Raw genomic sequence first — 18762 nt, 5'->3', positions numbered from 1 at the left:
ACAATTAATTATCTATTTGTTTTAACTCATAATTAAAGGGTAATTTTCCAGCACTATAACTTTAGTCGTATTTTTTATCAGCTATGCTTGGCTCTAAAAATAGAGGAATAAGAAACGATCAGTTTCCATCTCATACATGCCTTGATTATTTGGGTAGCTGATCTTTCTGCATATCGGAGTTCTTTACATGAACATAGATCAAAACCATGGCCTGAATCAGGCCCAGCAGTTCCACCGTCAATATGGCGCCAATGCCTTATTGCCAAGCATTGACTGGGCACAGATCTTTAAATACAGCAAGCTGAATGATGCACAGTATCAGGCGCTGGAAACGCTGTATCAGAGTGCAGTCCCCCTGGCACTGCAAGTCTTTGATGAATTACATTTTGATGTCTTTGAACCTTATGCTTACAAGCCGCAAGGACTGGGTCTGTTTGAACGGATTGCCGAGCAGGAAGACAAACTGCTTCAGTCTTTAGAAGCTGAAACGGCGGATCTGCCGGTGCAAACTCGTCATCAGATCTGGAGCATGTTGCTGCGTGGTGGTGCCGTCCTGGTGTTTAAGGCCTGGCTGGGTAAAGTCAAAAACGAGGATAACTGTCTGGATACCAGCCAGTTTGACGAGCTGTCTGATTTACTATTTATCAAAACCTGCCCGCATGAGCTGGCGCAGCGTTTACATGTCGATCCGAACACGCGCGATGATCATATCTTCCTGATGTATGACAATGAAGTCTATCTGGACCGTTTTAACAGTCTGGAAACGGCTGCACTCTTTGTCGATCTGGGTGTTTATGATGCGACTTTCCTGAGCCTGCGAGATGATCGCGTGGCCGAATATCTGAAATCCAAGGGTTATGTCACCGAAGATCAGATCGATGAATTGCAATGTGCTTTAAATCCGTTATTCTGCGATGATTTCACCCGCAAGCAGGATTATATTGCTTAATATATGCATGCTTTTTCACTGAATTATTCAGATAAAAAAAGACCTCCAAGGAGGCCTTTTTCCATGCGGATATACAGAACTTACATTTTCCGGTCTTCAATATTCAGTGCATTAATGGCCAATACCGCTTGTGTCCGGTTTTGTACGCCAAGCTTACGGAAAATTGCAGTCACATGCGCTTTAATGGTCGCTTCTGACACGTCCAGTTCATAAGCAATCTGCTTATTCAGCAAGCCTTCGGCCACCATCATCAATACTCGGAACTGTTGTGGGGTCAAAGACTGGATCCGTTCCGCCAAAGCCGTTTCATCGGCAGCACGCGGGTCAAAGTTCGTGTTGGCTGGCAGATTTGGCGGTAACCAGATCTCACCTTCCAGCACTTCGCGAATCGCTTCACCAATATGGCTTGGATGGGCAGATTTTGGAATATAGCCCATGGCACCATGCGCAATGGCACGCTGGATAATACTGACTTCTTCATGCGCAGACACGACAATGATCGGCAGCGACGGATATTGCGCGCGGACGTGTACCAAGGCAGAAAAACCTGATGCGCCTGGCAAATTTAAATCCAGCAGCACAAGATCAGGCTCGGGGCCATTTTCTAGACGTTCATAAAATTCATTGACTGCCGCAGTTTCATGAATCTGGGCTTGTGGCAGGCTATAACGTACAGCCTGAATCAAGGCATGACGAAATAGTGGATGATCATCAACGATTAAAATATTCATAGGCAACGTGAGAGAGATCTTGGCACGGTAGCCCCTATTCTAACCACACAACCCGGTTAAGGATATGCAAGACTCTACAATTTTTAAAATAATATGCAGTTTTTCTTCAAAATCACCATTTTTCGCGGTATTTCAATAATTATTTAATTCTCATCACTTTTTTATATATAACGTATTCCTAAATTAAAAAGCTTAGCTATATTCAATATAAATCTACATATCAAAAACTTATATTAAAATTAATGCTTATAAACCAGGCTTTTTTCATATATCGAAAAATCAGATAACTTTTCAGCTTTTCGTTATTTTACAGCCCGGCACTGAATCGGGATTAATAAGGACATTCCGAGATTACTCCTATTTTTCAGGTTCTAAACATGTCTAATTTTAATGCGCAAAAACCCTTAAATATTGTTGCCGTATCGGGTGGTTTAAATCATCCGTCTAAAACAGAAGCCTTGGTTCAGGCCATTATTGATGAACTGGGTGAAGCGACACCAATTCATGTACATTTTATTAAATTTAGTGAAATTGGTTCGCTCCTGGGTGGTGCGATTTATCGTAATCAATTACCGCAGCGCGTTCAGGATGATCTGGCCGCAGTCGAAGCTGCAGATGCGCTGATTGTTGGTACACCCGTATATCGCGCTTCATTTACCGGCTTGTTTAAACATTTCTTTGATTTTGTCGAGCAGACTGCACTGGTCGATGTACCGGTACTTTTAGCAGCTTCAGGTGGTAGTGACCGACATGCGCTGGTGCTCGAACATCAATTACGTCCATTATTCAGCTTCTTCCAGGCTCAGACTTTACCGATTGGCGTGTATGCGACTGATCGTGATTTCACTACTGAATATACCATTCACAGTGAATTGCTCCGCGATCGTATTACCCTGGCAGTAGCACGTGCCCTGCCTATTCTGGAATGGGCACCGGCCAAAGGACAACGTGCCGAAGTCGTTAAAGCAAAAACCCAACAGGCCAACCAGAACTTGAGCATCAATAAACAAATCGAACAAGAAGAAGTCTTGCCCTCTGCGGCTGTACCAAGTCTGGATGCAGCAGAATCCCGCTTGCACAGTAAAAAATCAGCGCAAACGCAAGTTGCTTGATCAGCGATTTTCACTTCGAGGGTTGAAATATGTCACAACAGCAAATACAGCAAGACATCAAATTTGCGTATTGGGTTCCGAATGTCAGTGGCGGTTTTGTCGTCAGTACCATCGAACAGCGTACCGACTGGAGCTATGAATATAACGTGCGTCTGGCACAAGCAGCAGAAAAAAGCGGTTTTGAATATGGCCTGACCCAGATTCGTTTTGCGTCAAGCTATGGTGCAGAAAACCAGCATGAATCTGTCAGCTTCAGTCATGCCTTGCTCGCACAAACCAGCAAGATCAAGTTAATTGCAGCAATTTTACCCGGGCCGTGGAAACCTGCGCTTGCGGCAAAACAATTGGCCAGCATTAACCAGCTCAGCAATGGCCGGATTGCGATTAACGTGGTCAGTGGCTGGTTCCGTGGCGAATTTGATGCGATTGGCGAAGCATGGCCAGAGCATGACCAGCGTTATGCCCGTTCAGAAGAGTTTATTCGCAGTTTGCGCGGAATCTGGAATACGGATCACTTTAATTTTGATGGCAAGTTCTATCAATTTAAAGACTATACCTTACGCCCACAACCGCTCCCGGATAAACCGGTCGAGATTTTTCAGGGTGGCAGTTCACGTGCGGCGCGTGATATGGCTTCACGTGTTTCAGACTGGTATTTCACCAATGGCAACACGCCTGAAGAGCTGAAAAAACAGATTGATGATATTCGCGAAAAAGCCCAAGCCAATAATCACACTGTGAAAATTGGGGTCAATGCCTTTATCATCGCACGTGATACTGAAGAACAAGCCAAAGCGGTTTTACAGGAAATTATTGATAAGGCCAATATCAAAGCAGTGAAAAATTTTGCTGAAGCGACACGTGAAGCCGGTGCCTCGACAACTGAAGGCGAAGGCAACTGGGCAAAATCAAGTTTTGAAGATTTAGTCCAGTATAACGACGGTTTCAAGACCAATTTAATTGGCACACCGCAACAAATTGCTGAACGTATTGTGCTGTTAAAAAATATTGGAGTCGATCTGGTGCTTTCCGGTTTCTTGCACTGTGTTGAAGAAGTCGAATATTTTGGAGAAAAGGTGTTGCCATTGGTGCGTGAGCTAGAAGCACAATAACAGCAGGTTGTGCAGGCTAAATCCGCTTAAATCTAAGTGGTGCTTATGCCCAAATATTATAATAATGACGGCACATTGCAAATTTTCCCCTCAAGGCTCGGCTTGAGGGATTTTTTATCCGGACAGAAACCAAGCAGTCCAGTAAAGCGCTAGCCGGATTTAGCTTTCCTGCCTACAATGGGATGCAATTGCAAGAATAGACGTTTAACTATGTATACCGGTATTGTCCAAGGCCTGGAACAGGTCATCGAGATTCGCAAAGGCGATGGTTTTATTACTCTGTTGGTCAGTGATCAGCACAGCTTTTTTGCAGATGTGTTTATTGGCGCCAGTGTGGCAGTAAATGGTGTCTGTCTTACGGTGACCACGATTGACCGGGCGCAGAAACAGATTCATTTTGATATTTCCAATGTCACCTTGGCGCTTACCACCTTGAAAGCCTTAAAAATTGGTGATGAAGTGAATATTGAACGCTCTGCCAAAGTCGGTGCAGAAAACGGTGGACATAATCTGTATGGTCATATTGAAGGCAGGGCTAAGGTCATCCAGGTTGAAGCTCGCGGTGAAACCCTGCATATCGATTTACAGATTCCAGAGGGTAATATCAAGTACTTCTTCCTAAAAGGCTTTATTGGGCTAAATGGCTGCAGCCTGACCGTGAACCGTGTCGATCGTGCCCACAGTGAAATTTCGATTGACCTGATTCCAGAAACCTTGCGTCTGACCACCTGGAAGCACATCCAGGTGGGCGATACAGTGAATTATGAAATTGACCAGATGACCCGTACTTTGGTGGATACTCTGGAAAATATTTATCAAGCCAAAGCTTAATGGTATAAAGAGACTGGTACGTGCAAAAATCAGTCTCCTATCATATTAATATTTTAATACTATTCCATCGGTAGCAGATTGCCTAAAATGCAGGCTAACTCCCTGATTTAAGAAAGTACCATGCATCTGATCTGGTTTCGCCAAGACCTTCGAATTCAAGACCATGCCGCTTTGTGGCATGCCACTCAACAAGGCCCCTGTGTGGCTTTGGTGGTGCTTTCTCCTGAGCAATGGCAGTTACATCAAGATGCGCCGATTAAAATCGATTTTTATCTGCGACGGCTACAGGTTCTTAAACAGCAACTAGAACAACTGAATATTGCTTTAATTGTGCGAGAAGTCGGCTTGTGGCGTAATCTTGCTGATGAGATGTTAGCACTCTGCCAAAACTTGCAGATTGATAGCGTGCATGCGCATATTGAAGTTGGGGTCAATGAACTACAGCGTGATTTCAAGGTTCAGCAACGACTGGAACAGCAGCAGATTCGGGTCGAGCTGTATCATGATCGTACCCTCTTTCCATTGGCGAGTATCCGCAATCAGTCCAATCAACCCTATCAAGTCTATAGTGCCTTTAAGAAAAAATGCTATGAGCGGCTGATTCTCGATGTGCCTTCTGCTTATCCTGTGATTGCGTCTCAGGACTTGCTCGAATTGCCTGCAGAGCTGACACATTTTGATCTGGAAAAGTTTGCGGGTCGCTATTCAATAGAAAATTCTGAAAAACTTTGGCCCGTAGATGAAACTCATGCCCTACAGATGCTGGATGATTTTATCGAAGACCGCTTAAGCAGCTATCAAACAGATCGTGATATTCCAGCGCTTAATGGCACCAGTCAACTCTCGCCTTATTTAAATATCGGCATTTTCTCGATCCGCCAGTGCATTCAGGCGCTGTTTAAACAACATCATGGCTATTTCCAGATCGATGATCTCGGTCAACAAACCTGGCTGGATGAACTGCTGTGGCGTGAGTTTTATCAGCATACCCTGTTCGATTTTCCCCGCGTTTCCAGACATCGCCCGTTTAAAGCAAATACCGATAAAATCCAGTGGCGGCATGCACCTGAAGATTTGGCAGCCTGGCAACAGGGCCAAACCGGGATCCCGATTGTAGATGCCGGGATGCGGCAGCTACTGGCCACCGGCTGGATGCATAATCGGGTGCGCATGATTACCGCAATGTTCCTGTGCAAAAACCTGCTGATCGATTGGCGTTTGGGAGAAAGCTGGTTCATGCAGCAGCTAATTGATGGTGATCTGGCAGCCAATAATGGCGGATGGCAATGGTGTGCTTCGACGGGTATGGATGCGGTGCCTTATTTCCGGATTTTCAATCCGGTCAGCCAGTCACAGAAGTTCGACCCGAATGGGGATTATATCCGTCAGTGGGTGCCTGAACTGGCGCATCTGGATGCCAAAAGCATTCATGAACCCTATGCCAAAAACCCTGACCGTGAACTGAACTATCCAAAACCGCTTGTGGATTTAAAATCTTCCCGTGTCCGGGCAATTGAGGCTTTTAAGCAGCTTTAAAAAAGACCCATCATCTTAAAAATAATAAAACAGCTTCTCATATAGAGGCTGTTTTAATATTGGGATTAGGAATAAAAACTTGGATCAGGCACTTTTCCGGTCAGCACCCATTCTCCCACTTCCTGATATTTATAATCCACCGGATCATGCAAGGTTTGAGTCCGAACATTACGCCAGAACCGGTCCAGATTCAGTTGTGCAGTCGTTGCTCGTGCACCCATGACCTGAAAAATATTCTGGGTGATATATAAAGAGCTATTGGTGGCGGCAATTTTGGCGGTGGCAATCGCAATCGAGACTTCACCACGCTGCTCGGCAGTCAGATCAGGGCCGATATTCCAAGCTTTCTGCAAGGTCTGAATGGCTTGATCTGCCAATAAACGCACGCTTTCCAGCTGCACATAAAACTCGGCAAAATGCTTTTGGGTAAAAGGATCATTCACTGCATGTTCAGCCAAGGATTTTGACCAGGCTTTTTGGGTTTGTACGGTCTGTTTGGCAACTTCAAAAGCCCCTTCGGCGACACCGAGAAACATATGCACAAATATCAGCTGCGCAATCAATGGACGTAAACTGGAATACGGCGTACTCAGTGGCCCCGGATTGAGCAGCAATTCATCCCGGTGAATGTTGACCTGTTCAAAATGACTGGTGCCGCTGTCAGTCTGGCGCTGGCCCATATTGTTCCAGTCGCCTAGAAAGCTCACACCCTGTCGCTGGGTAGGAATCACGCCAATCAGCAATTTTCCTGCTTCGTTATAACCTGAACACAGCAACATATCCGAATCGATCGAACCAGAACAAAAGCTTTTATCACCATGGAAAATATATTCATGCTCTGAGACTTGAGTTGCCGTGGTACGACGATCCAGCGGATTGAGAGTATTGCCCCAGAACAAATTATTTTGCGCAGTCTGTGCAAACCATTTGCCATATTGCTCGGGTTGGGAAAATAGCTGTACGGTGGCAATCAATAAATGATGAAATCCATAAATATGCGCCAGAGAGCTATCGACCTGCGCCAGGGTCTGAATGGTTTTAAAAATTGTCCGCCAGTCTGCACCCTGTCCACCATAGGCAACAGGAATAGACAAGCCGAGCAGACCACTGTTACGGATCAGGTCTCGTTCATGCTTGGGATTACCGCCCTGCTTGTCTCGCACTGCGGCAGTTTGGGCAAATTGTTCTGCCAGTTTCTGGGCAATATCGACAGGAGATTGATCTAAATATGGTGATCGTACATTCATTATTTTAACTCATGTTCAGCATGTGGGCAGCTTAGCAGATCAAGACGTTGCGCTATATTCGAAAGCATGCAGAGCTTATTCCTGATCTAAAAATACCGGCTGCGTGCAGCCGGTATTTTGCTTGTGGACTTTAGCTATTTAACGAGGATTGGCTTGTACTTCTGCAATCAGATGATCCACCACTTGTGGTTCAGCCAATGTCGAGGTATCGCCCAGGCTATCCAGCTCATTGGCTGCAATCTTTCTCAAGATCCGGCGCATGATTTTCCCTGAACGGGTTTTGGGCAAAGCGGGTGCCCAGTACAGTGCATCAGGTGTCGCCACTGGCCCCAAAATCTTGCGCACCCAGCTCACCAGTTCAGCACGCAATTCATCTGAACTGGTCACGTCGGCCTGTAAGGTGACAAAGGCACAAATTCCCTGCCCTTTAATGTCATGCGGCATACCCACCACAGCAGCCTCAGCCACTGCTTCATGGGCCACCAACGCACTTTCAACTTCAGCTGTGCCTAAACGGTGTCCGGACACATTCAGCACATCATCGACCCGGCCAGTAATCCAGTAATAACCGTCTTTATCGCGACGCGCGCCATCTCCGGTAAAATAAGTACCCGGATAAGTCGAGAAATAGGCTTCGATAAAACGTTCCGGATCACCCCAGATGGTTCGCATCTGGCCCGGCCAGGAATCTTTAATCACCAGATTGCCTTCAGCTTCGCCTTCCAGCTCCTTACCATCCGCATCGACAATCGCAGGTTGTACCCCAAAGAAAGGCCGTGTTGCAGAACCCGGTTTCAAATCAGTCGCGCCTGGCAATGGCGTAATCATAAAACCGCCGGTTTCCGTCTGCCACCAGGTATCAATGACGGGACAGCGACTTTCACCGACCACGGTGTAATACCAGTTCCAGGCTTCAGGATTAATCGGCTCACCCACCGAACCTAGAATTCTCAGGCTGCTGCGGTCACTTTCCCGCACAAAGGCATCACCTTCACGCATCATGGCGCGGATGGCTGTCGGTGCGGTATAGAGAATGGTGACGTTATGCTTATCGACAATGTGTCCGGTACGCGCCCAGCTCGGATACTGCGGAACACCCTCGAACATAAGAGTCGTGGTGCCATTCGACAATGGGCCATACAGCACATAGGAATGTCCGGTAATCCAGCCGACATCTGCGGTACACCAAAAGATATCATCCTGTTTGATGTCAAACACTTCGCGGAAACTGCAATTCACATAAGTCAGATAGCCGCCCGTGGTATGCATCACGCCCTTGGGCTTGCCGGTCGAACCTGAGGTATACAGGATAAATAGCGGATCTTCGGCATTCATCGGTTCCGGTGGGCAAATGTCATTCACCGACATGATTTCCATGTGATACCACAGGTCGCGCCCCTCTTGCATTTCAATCGGGTTGCCGGTGCGATGCACCACTATTACATTTTGAATGGAGTCTGTACCAGCCAGTTTCAGGGCTTCATCAACATTGGCTTTCAGCGGAATCGGTTTCCCGCCGCGCATACCGGAATCGGCCGTAATCACCATTTTGGCCTGACAGTCTTCAATCCGGCTGGCCAGAGAATCCGGTGAAAACCCACCAAATACCACGCAATGCACCGCCCCGATGCGCGCGCAGGCCAGCATGGCAATCGCGGCTTCAGAGACCATGGGCATGTACAGCATCACCCGGTCGCCTTTAGCAATGCCATTTTTTTTCAGCACATTGGCGAAACGGCAGGTTTCGTCATGCAACTCGGCAAAAGAAATAATCTTGTGCCGTGAAGGATGATCCCCTTCCCAGATAATGGCCGGCTTATAGGGATGTTCTTTCAGATGACGGTCCAGACAGTTGGCGCTGACATTGAGCTGACCATCAGCAAACCATTCAATTTTAAAATTGTCGGGATCGAAACTGGTATTTTTGACTTGGGTAAAAGGCTTGATCCAGTCCAGACGTTGTGCCTGTTCTGTCCAGAATGCTTCTGGCTGCTCGATGGAATGTTGATAACGTTCGAAATACTGGTCTTCAAGCGTGCGTGCTGTTTTTTTAAAATCTTCGGGTACTGGATAGATCTCTTGCATATGTCACTTCCTTGATTTTGTTCTATCTCATCACGAGAGGTTAATGCTGTGTTGTTGATTGTTTTTTATGCATAATGGCAGTATGGCCTGCTTATTTCGAATCCGGCAATCATGCTTTCGTCGTAGATTATTTATTCAAATTCAAACAAAATAAAGCATAACTTACAGTACAGAATATTCTGCATAACTGTGTATGATCTGTAGCAATGCCCTTTAAAAAATAGAATTTAGCTCTCGCTCTTATTTCATTTTGTTCAGTTCAGGATCATATTTATGAAATCGCCCGAATCTCCCTATTTCACCCCTCCCGCTTTGGCGGCAACGGATCATCCCTTGTCGATAAAAGGCCGTTTCGGGCGTTTGAGTTTTATTGCGTGGTCAGCATTTCTACATTTCATCTTCCTGTTTAGCAGTATTGCACTGGGCTTAAGTATTGATATTGTGAATCTTGCAGTCCATTCAATGGATTCTAACTGGCTACTTTCAATACAAGGTTTGGCCGGTATCGGCGTGCTGATCATGATTCTGGTCTATGCCTATTTCGCTTTAGTGGTGACCGTTCGCCGTTTGCATGACATGAACCGCAGTGGCTGGTGGGCGCTGCTGCTGTTGCTGCCCTTGGTGAACATTTTTGTATGGCTTTATATCGTTTTTGGTTCGGGAGATCGCGGCATAAATGACTACGGCCCTGCGCGGATGACCCTGCTCTGGGAAAAGATGCTGGCCTGGCTGATGATTGTCCTGATACTACTGAGCCTATTGGGATCGCTGGCTTTATTGGGTTATATGAGCGGTGGAGAACAGCCACATATCCCGCCTGAGATCATGCAAAAAACCACACAATATTTTTAACAACTGTCTGCTTATTTTTAGGAAATATCCATTCCTGGCGGATAGCGCTTCTTAATTTTTTGCTCAACATCAGGCAAAATAGGCAAAATTTAAATGATGGAATTTTTGTGGCAGAGCAAAATAATACCTTAAGCCAGGTCACTGAGGGCACCACGGAGTTGTTGCATCAGGCAACTGAAAAAACCACCCAGACCGTGATTGAACATACTGCCAAATACAACGATGCCTATAGCACCATTGACAAGATCATGGAAGGTTTCTGGGAACGTGTGCCTTATTTCTGTATTGCGCTGGTGGTCATTGTCATCTTCTGGCTATTGTCAAAACTGTTTAAGTTTTTTGTGCGCAAAACCTTAGAGAACCGCTCTTATACCCGCCAGAATCTGGTACTGGTCCTGAACCGGGTCGGCAGTACGTTTATTATCTTCTTTGGGATTCTGATTGGACTGGTGATTGCCGTTCCTGGCTTTACTCCGGGTCAGCTGATGAGTGCCCTCGGGATTGGTTCGGTTGCGATCGGTTTTGCCTTCAAGGATATTTTCCAGAACCTGCTTTCTGGTGTGCTGATTCTGCTCAGTGAACCCTTCAAGATTGGCGATGATATTATCGTTAATGGCATGGAAGGCACAGTCGAAGATATCCAGATTCGTGCGACTTTTTTGCGTTCACCGGATGGCCGCCGTATCGTGATTCCCAATGCCACGGTCTATACCAGTGCCGTGACGGTAAACACGGCCTATACCCGCCGTCGCTGTGAGTTTGTAGTGGGCATTGGCTATGAAGATGATATCCAGAAAGCCAAAGACCTGATTACCGCCATTTTAGATAAAGACCCGACCATCCTCAGTCAGCCGGGCTTTAGTGTCAATGTCACGGCGCTGGCTGATTTTTCCATTACCTTAAAAGCGCTCTGGTGGGTCGATACCACTGAGACAGGCACAGGAACCTCAATCAGTGCGGTGCAGGAACGCGTGATTCAGGCATTTGCCGAACATCATATTTCAATTCCTTATCCGGTACAGGAAGTCAAAGTCTATCGCGGCGAAGGCAATGAAGATGCCTCAGCTCGTGCTAAACAGTCGACCTAGAACATAGGGAATCACGGTTTCAGTGCGGAGAATACGGTTGCCCAGACTCACAGCCTGGCAGCCGTTTTTAACCAGTAAATCTACTTCATAAGGAATGAATCCACCTTCCGGGCCGATGATCATCGTACAAGGATGTGGAATCGCAAAAGGCATGGATTGTTCGGCATAAGGATGTGCCACATAAGCGGGTCGGTCAGCCGTAATCAAGCCCGGCAAAACATCTTCAACAAAAGGTTTAAAACGTTTATACAGCTCGATTTTCGGAGCTATTGTATCCCCGGCCTGTTCCAGTCCCAGCTCAATATAATGATTTAACTGCTGTAAAAATGGGGTTTGCCAGTAGCTTTTATCGACGCGGTAGCTATGCAGTAAAATGATTTTTTCCACGCCCAAAGTGACACTGTCCATGATCAGACGGCGCAGCACTTTCGGCCGTGGCAAGGCCACAATTAAAGTTACGGGTAATTTTTTTGGAACAGCATCCTCTTGAAGCGGTTTTAGTCGCACTGCCTTTTCAGAAATCTCGACAATCTCGGTGAGATAACGCTGACCTTCCAGCACCCCTACTTTTAAGGTATCTCCAACTTGAATCTGCACATGCTGTTGTAAATGTTCCAGTTGACGTTTCGCTGAAATCGTCCAGAGATCCGATTGTGTTTGTCGATGGTCAAGCAGGACAATATTCATAGAAGATTTTATACCGAAGAACTGTTGAATGACCTCTATCCGCTAGAGGGTGGCGACATGGATGTCGCGCGTATCCCTGAGGGATAAGGACATCCCTTCAGTGATACAAAAGATTTTTGCTACTTTTCATCTTTGAAAAGTAGGCTAGATAAGCCAGCTTAGAAATATTGAAAAAACTTCAATCCACACAGCCTAACGACGGCATCCTTGCCGTCTTGGTAAATCCAATATCTGTTACTTATCAATATCAATTAAAGATACTGATCAATCACCTGAATATGCTTGGCAAGCGATCCCGTATTTAACTGCATAATTCTCTGCGCTGCTGTATTTAAACGTTGTGCCTTGATTTGATCTTGCAAAAGTTCCAGCAATACCTCTGCCGCCTGCTGCGCATCCTGCACAACTTCTACTGCATCTGCTTGAACGAATTCATCGACGATGGTCTGAAAATTAAAATAGTTTTTGCCTAAAACAGTCGGTACATTCAAGGCAATCGGCTCCAGAATATTATGCCCGCCACCCGGCTCATTCAGCGAGCCACCGACATAACAGGCCTGACTCAAAGCATACCAGAGCCACATTTCCCCCATCGAGTCCGCCAGATAAACCTGGGTATCTGCTTCAATGTTCTGGGCCAAACTACGGCGCTGAGTTATTAAATTTAAACTCTGTGCAGCCTGAAACACCTCATCAAAACGTTCCGGATGACGGGGTACGACGATACATAAAAGTTTTGGGTTGCTATCTAAAGCCGATTTTAAAGCGCTTAGAATTTCTTTTTCTTCAGGCGCATGGGTACTGGCCAGTATCATAATTTTGCGACCTGCCAGTTGCCATGCTTGCTTCAAGTTTGCAGCATGTTCTACAAAACTTTGTGGTGCAGTAATATCAAATTTGATATTGCCCAAAACCTGGGTTTTTTCGGCGGTGATTCCCAACTCGATATAACGCTGCTGGGTGGCAGTATCCTGTGCCAAAAGCTGACTTAACTGCTGTAGCATGCTCCGGGTCAGACCTTTAACCCTGGCATAGCCCTTGGCCGACTTTTCCGAAAGACGCGCATTTAACAAAATCGTGGCTACATCAAATTCTGGTGCCTGATCCAGCAGATTCGGCCAAAGCTCGGTTTCCATCAGCAATAACAGTTTTGGCTGATACTTCTGATAAAAATCACCAATCAGTTCTTTTTGATCCGCGGGTAAATAGACGGCTTGAAATAAATCCAGATAAGGTGTTTTTAAAAAAAGTGATTTGGCCCGTGCCTGACCGGTTTTGGTGGTATTGGTGACCAGTATCGGATGACCCGATTTTAAATAATGTTCGATGAGAGGCTGGGCAGCATTGGTCTCACCGACCGAGACCACATGAAACCAGATGGCATGCAGATTTTTGGGCGGCTGAAATGGGCCGAAACGTTCTGTCAGTTCTTGTTGTAATTGTTCAGGATCGGTCGCACGTTTACGAATACGCGATTGATATAAGGGTTTAATCAGAGCTAACGCTGCGTTATACCAAAATGGAGTAGCCAAATGCGCCTCGAAACAGATTCAATCGACAAAATATAACAGAGCCACATCGACATGTTAATCGATGTGGCTCATTTTTAGATTATTCTACAGTAGTTAAAGCGTCTGCTTCAGCCAATGTCGGATAATCAATATAGCCTTCTGCGACATTGGTTCCGATCATATTTTCCAGCTTTAGTTCATTTAGCGGTGCATCTTCGAGTAGGCGCTCGTATAAATCCGGATTGGCAATATAAGCCTTACCAAAAGCTACCGCATCTGCTTTGCCTGAAGCCAGCAATTCAATCGCATCGTCACGACTTAAACGCATATTGGCCATATACGGCACGCCGTTTGAACGCTGTTTCATATACTCCGAGATACTGTCTTCCGCCAGATATTCACGGGTAAAGAAGAACGCGATCTGGCGCTTGCCCAACTGTTCCATCACATAACCAAAGGTTTCACGTGGATCATTGTCGCCCATATCGTGTTCATCGCCACGCGGTGCCAAATGAATTCCGACACGGCCTGCACCCCAGACATCAATCAGTGCATCCATGACTTCCAGCAGGAAACGGGCACGGTTTTCGACTGAACCACCGTATTCATCTTCACGCTGGTTGGTCTTGGTTTGCAGGAACTGGTCAATCAGATAACCATTGGCGGCATGCAGTTCAACTCCATCAAAACCGGCAGCTTTGGCGCAAATTGCCGCCTGTTTATATTGTTCGGTAATCGCATGAATTTCAGAAATTTCCAGCGCGCGCGGCAACACATAAGGACGTTTTGGACGTAATAAACTGACATGACCGGCCTGTTGTACACTGCTCGCCGATACTGGCGTTTCACCATTTAACAGTTCTGGATCAGACACACGGCCCACATGCCACAGCTGCGCCACAATCAGGCCACCTTGGTCATGTACCGCTTGAGTCACCTGCTGCCAGCCTGCTACCTGCGCATCAGTAAAGAGACCAGGAGTATTGCGGTAACCATTGGCTTCTTCAGAAATCACCGTGGCTTCAGAAATGATTAAACCGGCACTTGCACGTTGTGCATAGTATTCGGCCATCATTGGCGTTGGTACGCGGTCGTCAGTTGCACGACTACGCGTAAGCGGTGCCATGATGACACGGTTTTTAAGTTCTAACGCGCCGAGCGTTAAAGGAGAATTTAATTCAGCCATCGGTACTCCCACCTGTTGGATTAAAGGTGTTGTTGCATATAGTCGATATATTGCTGAATCAAAGCTTCATTACGCGAGAAATAAGACCATTGTCCGTGCTTGGTCGCGGTGATTAAACCGGCCTGCTGCAAGACAGACAAATGATTGGACATGGTGGACTGAGAGACTTGTCCTAACTTTTCAATCTGCCCTGCACAGACCCCACGTTGAAAGCCGCCACACTCTTCCACAGACAGATATTGTTCTGGCGATTTCAACCATTCCAGAATCTGCCGGCGTATCGGATTGGCTAAGGCTTTAAAAATTAGATCAAGATCCATAGGTACATCACAATCTGTAGCGTAACAAAATTTGTTTCAGCATCTAAACCGATTATATCGCATTTTATCGATTTATATATCGATAAATTTAGATATAAGAGTCACAGTCTGTACTAACTTGGTTACGCCAGCTATTTAAACAATTTCTTACAAGCCCTGTTTCAAGCTTGCTTCGATAAATTTATCCAGATCGCCATCCAGAACCGCGCCGGTATTGGAACTTTCGACACTGGTACGTAAGTCTTTAATACGTGAATCATCCAGAACGTATGAACGAATCTGGCTTCCCCAGCCGATATCAGACTTGGTATCTTCCAGCGCTTTTGCAGCATCATTACGAATTTGCATTTCACGTTCATAAAGTTTGGCGCGTAACTGCTTCCAGGCATGGTCGCGGTTGGCATGCTGTGAACGCTGGTTCTGACAGGCCACTACAATCCCGGTCGGTGCATGCGTTAAACGAACCGCAGAATCTGTTTTGTTAATATGCTGACCACCGGCACCCGATGCACGATAGGTATCAGTACGCACATCTGCCGGATTAATTTCGATCTCAATATTGTCATCGACTTCAGGCGAAACAAACACAGCCGAGAATGAGGTATGACGACGGTTGCCCGAGTCAAATGGCGATTTACGCACTAAACGATGCACCCCAGATTCTGTACGTAACCAGCCATAGGCATATTCACCGTCTACACGAATCGTCGCTGATTTAAGCCCTGCAACATCACCGTCCGATTCTTCCATGATTTCTGCTTTAAAGCCATGACGTTCAATCCAGCGCAGGTACATCCGCATGAGCATGGATGCCCAGTCCTGCGCTTCAGTACCACCCGAACCGGCCTGAATTTCTAAATAACAAGGATTAGGATCCATCGGATTGTTGAACATACGACGGAATTCAAGTTTAGCCAGTTCTTCTTCAGCTGTAGTCAGTTCAGCCTGTACATCTTCCAGTAAGCCTTCATCATCCGCTTCCACTGCCAGATCAAGCAAGGCCTGCGCATCTTCAAGCTGTGTGGTCAAACCATCCAGCACATTTAATACGTTCTCAAGTTCGCCTTTTTCTTTGGCCATGGCCTGGGCACGACTCTGGTCATTCCAGATGGTGGGATCTTCTAATTCACGCAGGACTTCTTCTAAACGCTCTTTTTTCAGATCGTAGTCAAAGATACCCCCGTAGTGTTTGACCACGTTCGTTTAAGTCTTTTAATTGGTTTAGATACGGATTAATTTCCACGTGAATTACTCTCAATCAAAATTAGGCACAAATTATTTAGCCCCATATTATAGCACAGTCTATTTCTGCTATTTCAGTGTGATGGATCCAGTCCAAAGCTCGAATGTCATCCCAATTTAGAGTTATGTTTTCGTCAGAAAATTTTTGACAATTGAATCGGTTATTAAATGTCGTTTTGATCTGAAGCTTGATCGGATTTCACGTCTCGCATTCATTATCAAAATATACTTTTTCACTTAATTTTATCGTCTAAAAAAACCTACCAAATTGAATAAAAAATCAGCAAATTCAATACATTCCACAATATCTACACAGTTTTAATAAAACACTACATTATAAATTTAATTTTATTATTCAGTTACTTATTTAGAAAAGATTACATAAGATTACGCTATTCACATTGCTGTAACTTTCCTTTGATTGACGATCTTTGAAATTGCTCTAGACTGAAAGTTGTAACAAAAAGTGTAATGTTTTTAACTAAAGATTTGAGGGGTAGTAACCATGAAAAAATTAGCGATTGCTTCGGCACTACTTTCAGCAATAGCAATGACAGGTACAGCAGCACATGCTTACCAGGCAGAAATTGGTGCATCAGCAGGCGTATTTGATCCTGATAACGGTGGAACCAGTGGCTCTTTCGGTGTTGATGGTACATATTACTTCAATCCAGTTCAAACACGTAATGCACCATTAGCAGAGGCAGCTTTCCTTGATCGTGCCAGTAACGTAAATGCTCACTATCAATATAATGAGATTGGTGACAGTGAAGCGCATCGTTATGGCGTAGGTGCAGAGTATTTCGTACCGAATTCTGACTTTTACCTGAGCGGTAACGTGAATGGTCATGATCTGCAAGATAATGATGAGATTGATAACGATTTAACTACTTACGGTGTAGAAGTTGGTTATTTACCAGCTCCAGGTCTATTGATTGCGGCGGGTATAAAAGGTTGGGATAACGACAATGATGATGGTGTAGATCCAACACTTCGCGCCAAATACGTGACTACACTTAGTAATGGTAAAGATATCAACCTGGAAGCAGGTGCAGCTTTTGGTGATCTAGATGAATACAATCTGGCAGCAGATTATTTCATTGACAAAACCTTCAGTGTCGGTGCTGATTATCACAACAATGATATTACGGATCGCAGCGAATTCGGTATCAATGCACGTAAGTTCATTAACCAGCAAGTGAGCCTGGAAGGCCGTGTCGGCTTTGGTGAACAGTTCAACAATGACTATAATACTTTTGGTGTAGCAGCGAAATACCGCTTCTAATCTAAAACCACAGATTAGTCATTTATAAAAAACCCATCCTCGGATGGGTTTTTTTATTGCACTCTTAACCAGCATTTAGGTATTTTTTGCACATTGACTGAACGAATATAAACTGTACAATTTGTTACAACTGTTAATAATACAGTCATATTTTTATAACAAAGAGAGAAAATCTAAATGTTTAAGAAACTTGCTCTTGCTACAGCACTTCTTGCTAGCCTAGGAACTGCACATGCTTACCAAGCTGAACTTAATGTAGGGTATGAAAACACTGATATCGATAACCTTGGGGATCTAGATACATTTTTCATCAATGGAAAATATTATTTAAATGATGTTCAAGTTAAGAACTCTCCACTTGCAGAAGCGGCTTTCCTAAATAAAGCAAGTAATATTGGCTTAGGTTATGCAAATGCAAGCGGTGATGGCGATGAAGATATTGATGTGTTTGGTGTAAGTGGTGAGTTTTATATTCCAAATACTCAATTTTATGTAAGCGGTACTATTAACCAAGTTGATTTTGCAGGTGACGATAATACCGGTTATGCGCTTGAAGTAGGTTACCTACCAGTTACTGGCTTGTTGCTAGCAGTAGGTGCCGCAAATGAAAGCGTAGACCCAGTTCAAGTGGCAAACTATGGTTTCACCGCAAATCTTTCAAATGCACTTACTGTAGGTGATGACACTGCATTATCTTTACGTGCCAAATACGTGACTCAAATTGGCAATCATTTCACCAATTTTGAAGGTTTAACTTATATTGGTGATGAAACAACCTATCGCTTAGCTGCTGATCTTTATATCGATCCAACTCTCAGTGTAGGTCTATCTATTGCTGATTCTACTGCAGATGGTTCAGATACACTGTTCGGTATTAAAGCTCAAAAATTCTTTACGCCAACTATTGCAGCAGGTGTAAATTACCACACAACTGACGGTATTGACTCGTTTGGTATCAATGGTACTTTCCGCTTCTAATCATTCCGAT

General features: G+C 45.1%; 17 protein-coding genes. 9 read left to right on the top strand and 8 right to left on the bottom strand.

Translation table 11 applies throughout. From position 1 onward, the window contains the following. Positions 1-187: 187 nt before the first annotated feature. Positions 188-949, top strand: a complete 762-nt coding sequence (locus FTT73_RS08315; protein ID WP_005173201.1) for a hypothetical protein — start codon at positions 188-190, stop codon at positions 947-949. 80 nt (positions 950-1029) lie between these two features. Here FTT73_RS08315 and FTT73_RS08310 read toward each other — a convergent pair whose 3' ends face one another. Continuing rightward, on the bottom strand, positions 1030-1680 hold the full coding sequence (locus FTT73_RS08310; protein ID WP_180191273.1) for a response regulator transcription factor: 651 nt from the start codon (positions 1678-1680) through the stop codon (positions 1030-1032). Positions 1681-2057: 377 nt separating this feature from the next. On the opposite strand from FTT73_RS08310, the gene msuE reads away from it, so the two are divergent. The 4 genes from msuE to FTT73_RS08290 all read left to right on the top strand — a co-directional run bounded on the left by msuE (position 2058) and on the right by FTT73_RS08290 (position 6271). Next, positions 2058-2792 carry an FMN reductase gene (gene msuE, locus FTT73_RS08305; protein ID WP_180191272.1) on the top strand — a complete coding sequence of 245 codons (735 nt, stop codon included), beginning with the start codon at positions 2058-2060 and terminating at the stop codon, positions 2790-2792. Between the two features lie 29 nt (positions 2793-2821). Beyond that, a complete protein-coding gene (sfnG, locus tag FTT73_RS08300; RefSeq protein WP_180191271.1) occupies positions 2822-3904 on the top strand; it encodes a dimethylsulfone monooxygenase SfnG in 1083 nt (360 codons plus the stop codon). Between the two features lie 210 nt (positions 3905-4114). Then, complete coding sequence (locus FTT73_RS08295) at positions 4115-4735, top strand: riboflavin synthase subunit alpha (protein WP_180191270.1); 621 nt, start codon at positions 4115-4117, stop codon at positions 4733-4735. A gap of 120 nt (positions 4736-4855) precedes the next feature. After that, entirely contained in the window at positions 4856-6271 is a 1416-nt protein-coding gene (locus FTT73_RS08290) for a deoxyribodipyrimidine photo-lyase (protein ID WP_180191269.1), read from the top strand. A 65-nt stretch (positions 6272-6336) separates the two neighbouring features. Here FTT73_RS08290 and FTT73_RS08285 read toward each other — a convergent pair whose 3' ends face one another. Continuing rightward, entirely contained in the window at positions 6337-7518 is a 1182-nt protein-coding gene (locus FTT73_RS08285) for an acyl-CoA dehydrogenase family protein (RefSeq protein WP_159516478.1), read from the bottom strand. A gap of 138 nt (positions 7519-7656) precedes the next feature. Continuing rightward, complete coding sequence (gene acs, locus FTT73_RS08280) at positions 7657-9603, bottom strand: acetate--CoA ligase (RefSeq protein ID WP_074383876.1); 1947 nt, start codon at positions 9601-9603, stop codon at positions 7657-7659. Between the two features lie 273 nt (positions 9604-9876). Here acs and FTT73_RS08275 point away from each other — a divergent pair, with 273 nt between their 5' ends. Both FTT73_RS08275 and FTT73_RS08270 read left to right on the top strand, forming a co-directional pair. Then, positions 9877-10455, top strand: a complete 579-nt coding sequence (locus tag FTT73_RS08275) for a DUF805 domain-containing protein (RefSeq protein ID WP_180191268.1) — start codon at positions 9877-9879, stop codon at positions 10453-10455. 107 nt (positions 10456-10562) lie between these two features. Next, positions 10563-11543: a mechanosensitive ion channel family protein gene (locus FTT73_RS08270; protein WP_180077975.1), complete on the top strand. Its 981-nt coding sequence runs from the start codon at positions 10563-10565 to the stop codon at positions 11541-11543. Here the strand turns inward: FTT73_RS08270 and FTT73_RS08265 are convergent. From FTT73_RS08265 to prfB, 5 genes are all read right to left on the bottom strand, one after another. Further along, on the bottom strand, positions 11517-12230 hold the full coding sequence (locus FTT73_RS08265) for a 16S rRNA (uracil(1498)-N(3))-methyltransferase (RefSeq protein WP_180191267.1): 714 nt from the start codon (positions 12228-12230) through the stop codon (positions 11517-11519). The two genes, FTT73_RS08270 and FTT73_RS08265, sit on opposite strands and share 27 nt — an antisense overlap. Before the next feature lie 251 nt (positions 12231-12481). Next, positions 12482-13762 carry a 3-deoxy-D-manno-octulosonic acid transferase gene (locus FTT73_RS08260; RefSeq protein ID WP_180191266.1) on the bottom strand — a complete coding sequence of 427 codons (1281 nt, stop codon included), beginning with the start codon at positions 13760-13762 and terminating at the stop codon, positions 12482-12484. Between the two features lie 79 nt (positions 13763-13841). Next, positions 13842-14927 (bottom strand): alkene reductase, encoded by a 1086-nt coding sequence (locus FTT73_RS08255; RefSeq protein WP_005173209.1) that lies wholly within the window; start codon positions 14925-14927, stop codon positions 13842-13844. Positions 14928-14947: 20 nt separating this feature from the next. Further along, positions 14948-15247: a helix-turn-helix transcriptional regulator gene (locus FTT73_RS08250; protein WP_005173210.1), complete on the bottom strand. Its 300-nt coding sequence runs from the start codon at positions 15245-15247 to the stop codon at positions 14948-14950. 147 nt (positions 15248-15394) lie between these two features. Further along, positions 15395-16490, bottom strand: a protein-coding gene (gene prfB / locus FTT73_RS08245) for a peptide chain release factor 2 (RefSeq protein WP_100329506.1) whose coding sequence is annotated in 2 segments (ribosomal slippage) — positions 15395-16417 and positions 16419-16490 — 1095 coding nt in all. Because the reading frame shifts where the segments join, the coding sequence is not laid out codon by codon here. Between the two features lie 504 nt (positions 16491-16994). Here prfB and FTT73_RS08240 point away from each other — a divergent pair. Both FTT73_RS08240 and FTT73_RS08235 read left to right on the top strand, forming a co-directional pair. Next, positions 16995-17774: a putative porin gene (locus tag FTT73_RS08240; protein WP_180191265.1), complete on the top strand. Its 780-nt coding sequence runs from the start codon at positions 16995-16997 to the stop codon at positions 17772-17774. Positions 17775-17951: 177 nt separating this feature from the next. Then, positions 17952-18752: a putative porin gene (locus FTT73_RS08235; protein WP_179991927.1), complete on the top strand. Its 801-nt coding sequence runs from the start codon at positions 17952-17954 to the stop codon at positions 18750-18752. Positions 18753-18762 lie beyond the last annotated feature (10 nt).

The organism is Acinetobacter sp. YH01006 (assembly GCF_013420445.1).
Taxonomy (GTDB): Bacteria; Pseudomonadota; Gammaproteobacteria; order Pseudomonadales; family Moraxellaceae; genus Acinetobacter; species Acinetobacter pseudolwoffii.
This window is presented reverse-complemented; position numbering and strand designations above follow the sequence as displayed.

Excerpts from the sequence above, each read along its gene's own strand:
- sfnG (WP_180191271.1), top strand. The coding sequence starts at position 2,822 with ATGTCACAACAGCAAATACAGCAAGACATCAAATTTGCGTATTGGGTT.
- msuE (WP_180191272.1), top strand. The coding sequence starts at position 2,058 with ATGTCTAATTTTAATGCGCAAAAACCCTTAAATATTGTTGCCGTATCG.
- FTT73_RS08275 (WP_180191268.1), top strand. The coding sequence starts at position 9,877 with ATGAAATCGCCCGAATCTCCCTATTTCACCCCTCCCGCTTTGGCGGCA.
- FTT73_RS08315 (WP_005173201.1), top strand. The coding sequence starts at position 188 with ATGAACATAGATCAAAACCATGGCCTGAATCAGGCCCAGCAGTTCCAC.
- FTT73_RS08285 (WP_159516478.1), bottom strand. The coding sequence starts at position 7,518 with ATGAATGTACGATCACCATATTTAGATCAATCTCCTGTCGATATTGCC.
- FTT73_RS08290 (WP_180191269.1), top strand. The coding sequence starts at position 4,856 with ATGCATCTGATCTGGTTTCGCCAAGACCTTCGAATTCAAGACCATGCC.
- FTT73_RS08250 (WP_005173210.1), bottom strand. The coding sequence starts at position 15,247 with ATGGATCTTGATCTAATTTTTAAAGCCTTAGCCAATCCGATACGCCGG.
- FTT73_RS08235 (WP_179991927.1), top strand. The coding sequence starts at position 17,952 with ATGTTTAAGAAACTTGCTCTTGCTACAGCACTTCTTGCTAGCCTAGGA.
- FTT73_RS08310 (WP_180191273.1), bottom strand. The coding sequence starts at position 1,680 with ATGAATATTTTAATCGTTGATGATCATCCACTATTTCGTCATGCCTTG.
- FTT73_RS08240 (WP_180191265.1), top strand. The coding sequence starts at position 16,995 with ATGAAAAAATTAGCGATTGCTTCGGCACTACTTTCAGCAATAGCAATG.
- FTT73_RS08295 (WP_180191270.1), top strand. The coding sequence starts at position 4,115 with ATGTATACCGGTATTGTCCAAGGCCTGGAACAGGTCATCGAGATTCGC.
- acs (WP_074383876.1), bottom strand. The coding sequence starts at position 9,603 with ATGCAAGAGATCTATCCAGTACCCGAAGATTTTAAAAAAACAGCACGC.
- FTT73_RS08255 (WP_005173209.1), bottom strand. The coding sequence starts at position 14,927 with ATGGCTGAATTAAATTCTCCTTTAACGCTCGGCGCGTTAGAACTTAAA.
- FTT73_RS08265 (WP_180191267.1), bottom strand. The coding sequence starts at position 12,230 with ATGAATATTGTCCTGCTTGACCATCGACAAACACAATCGGATCTCTGG.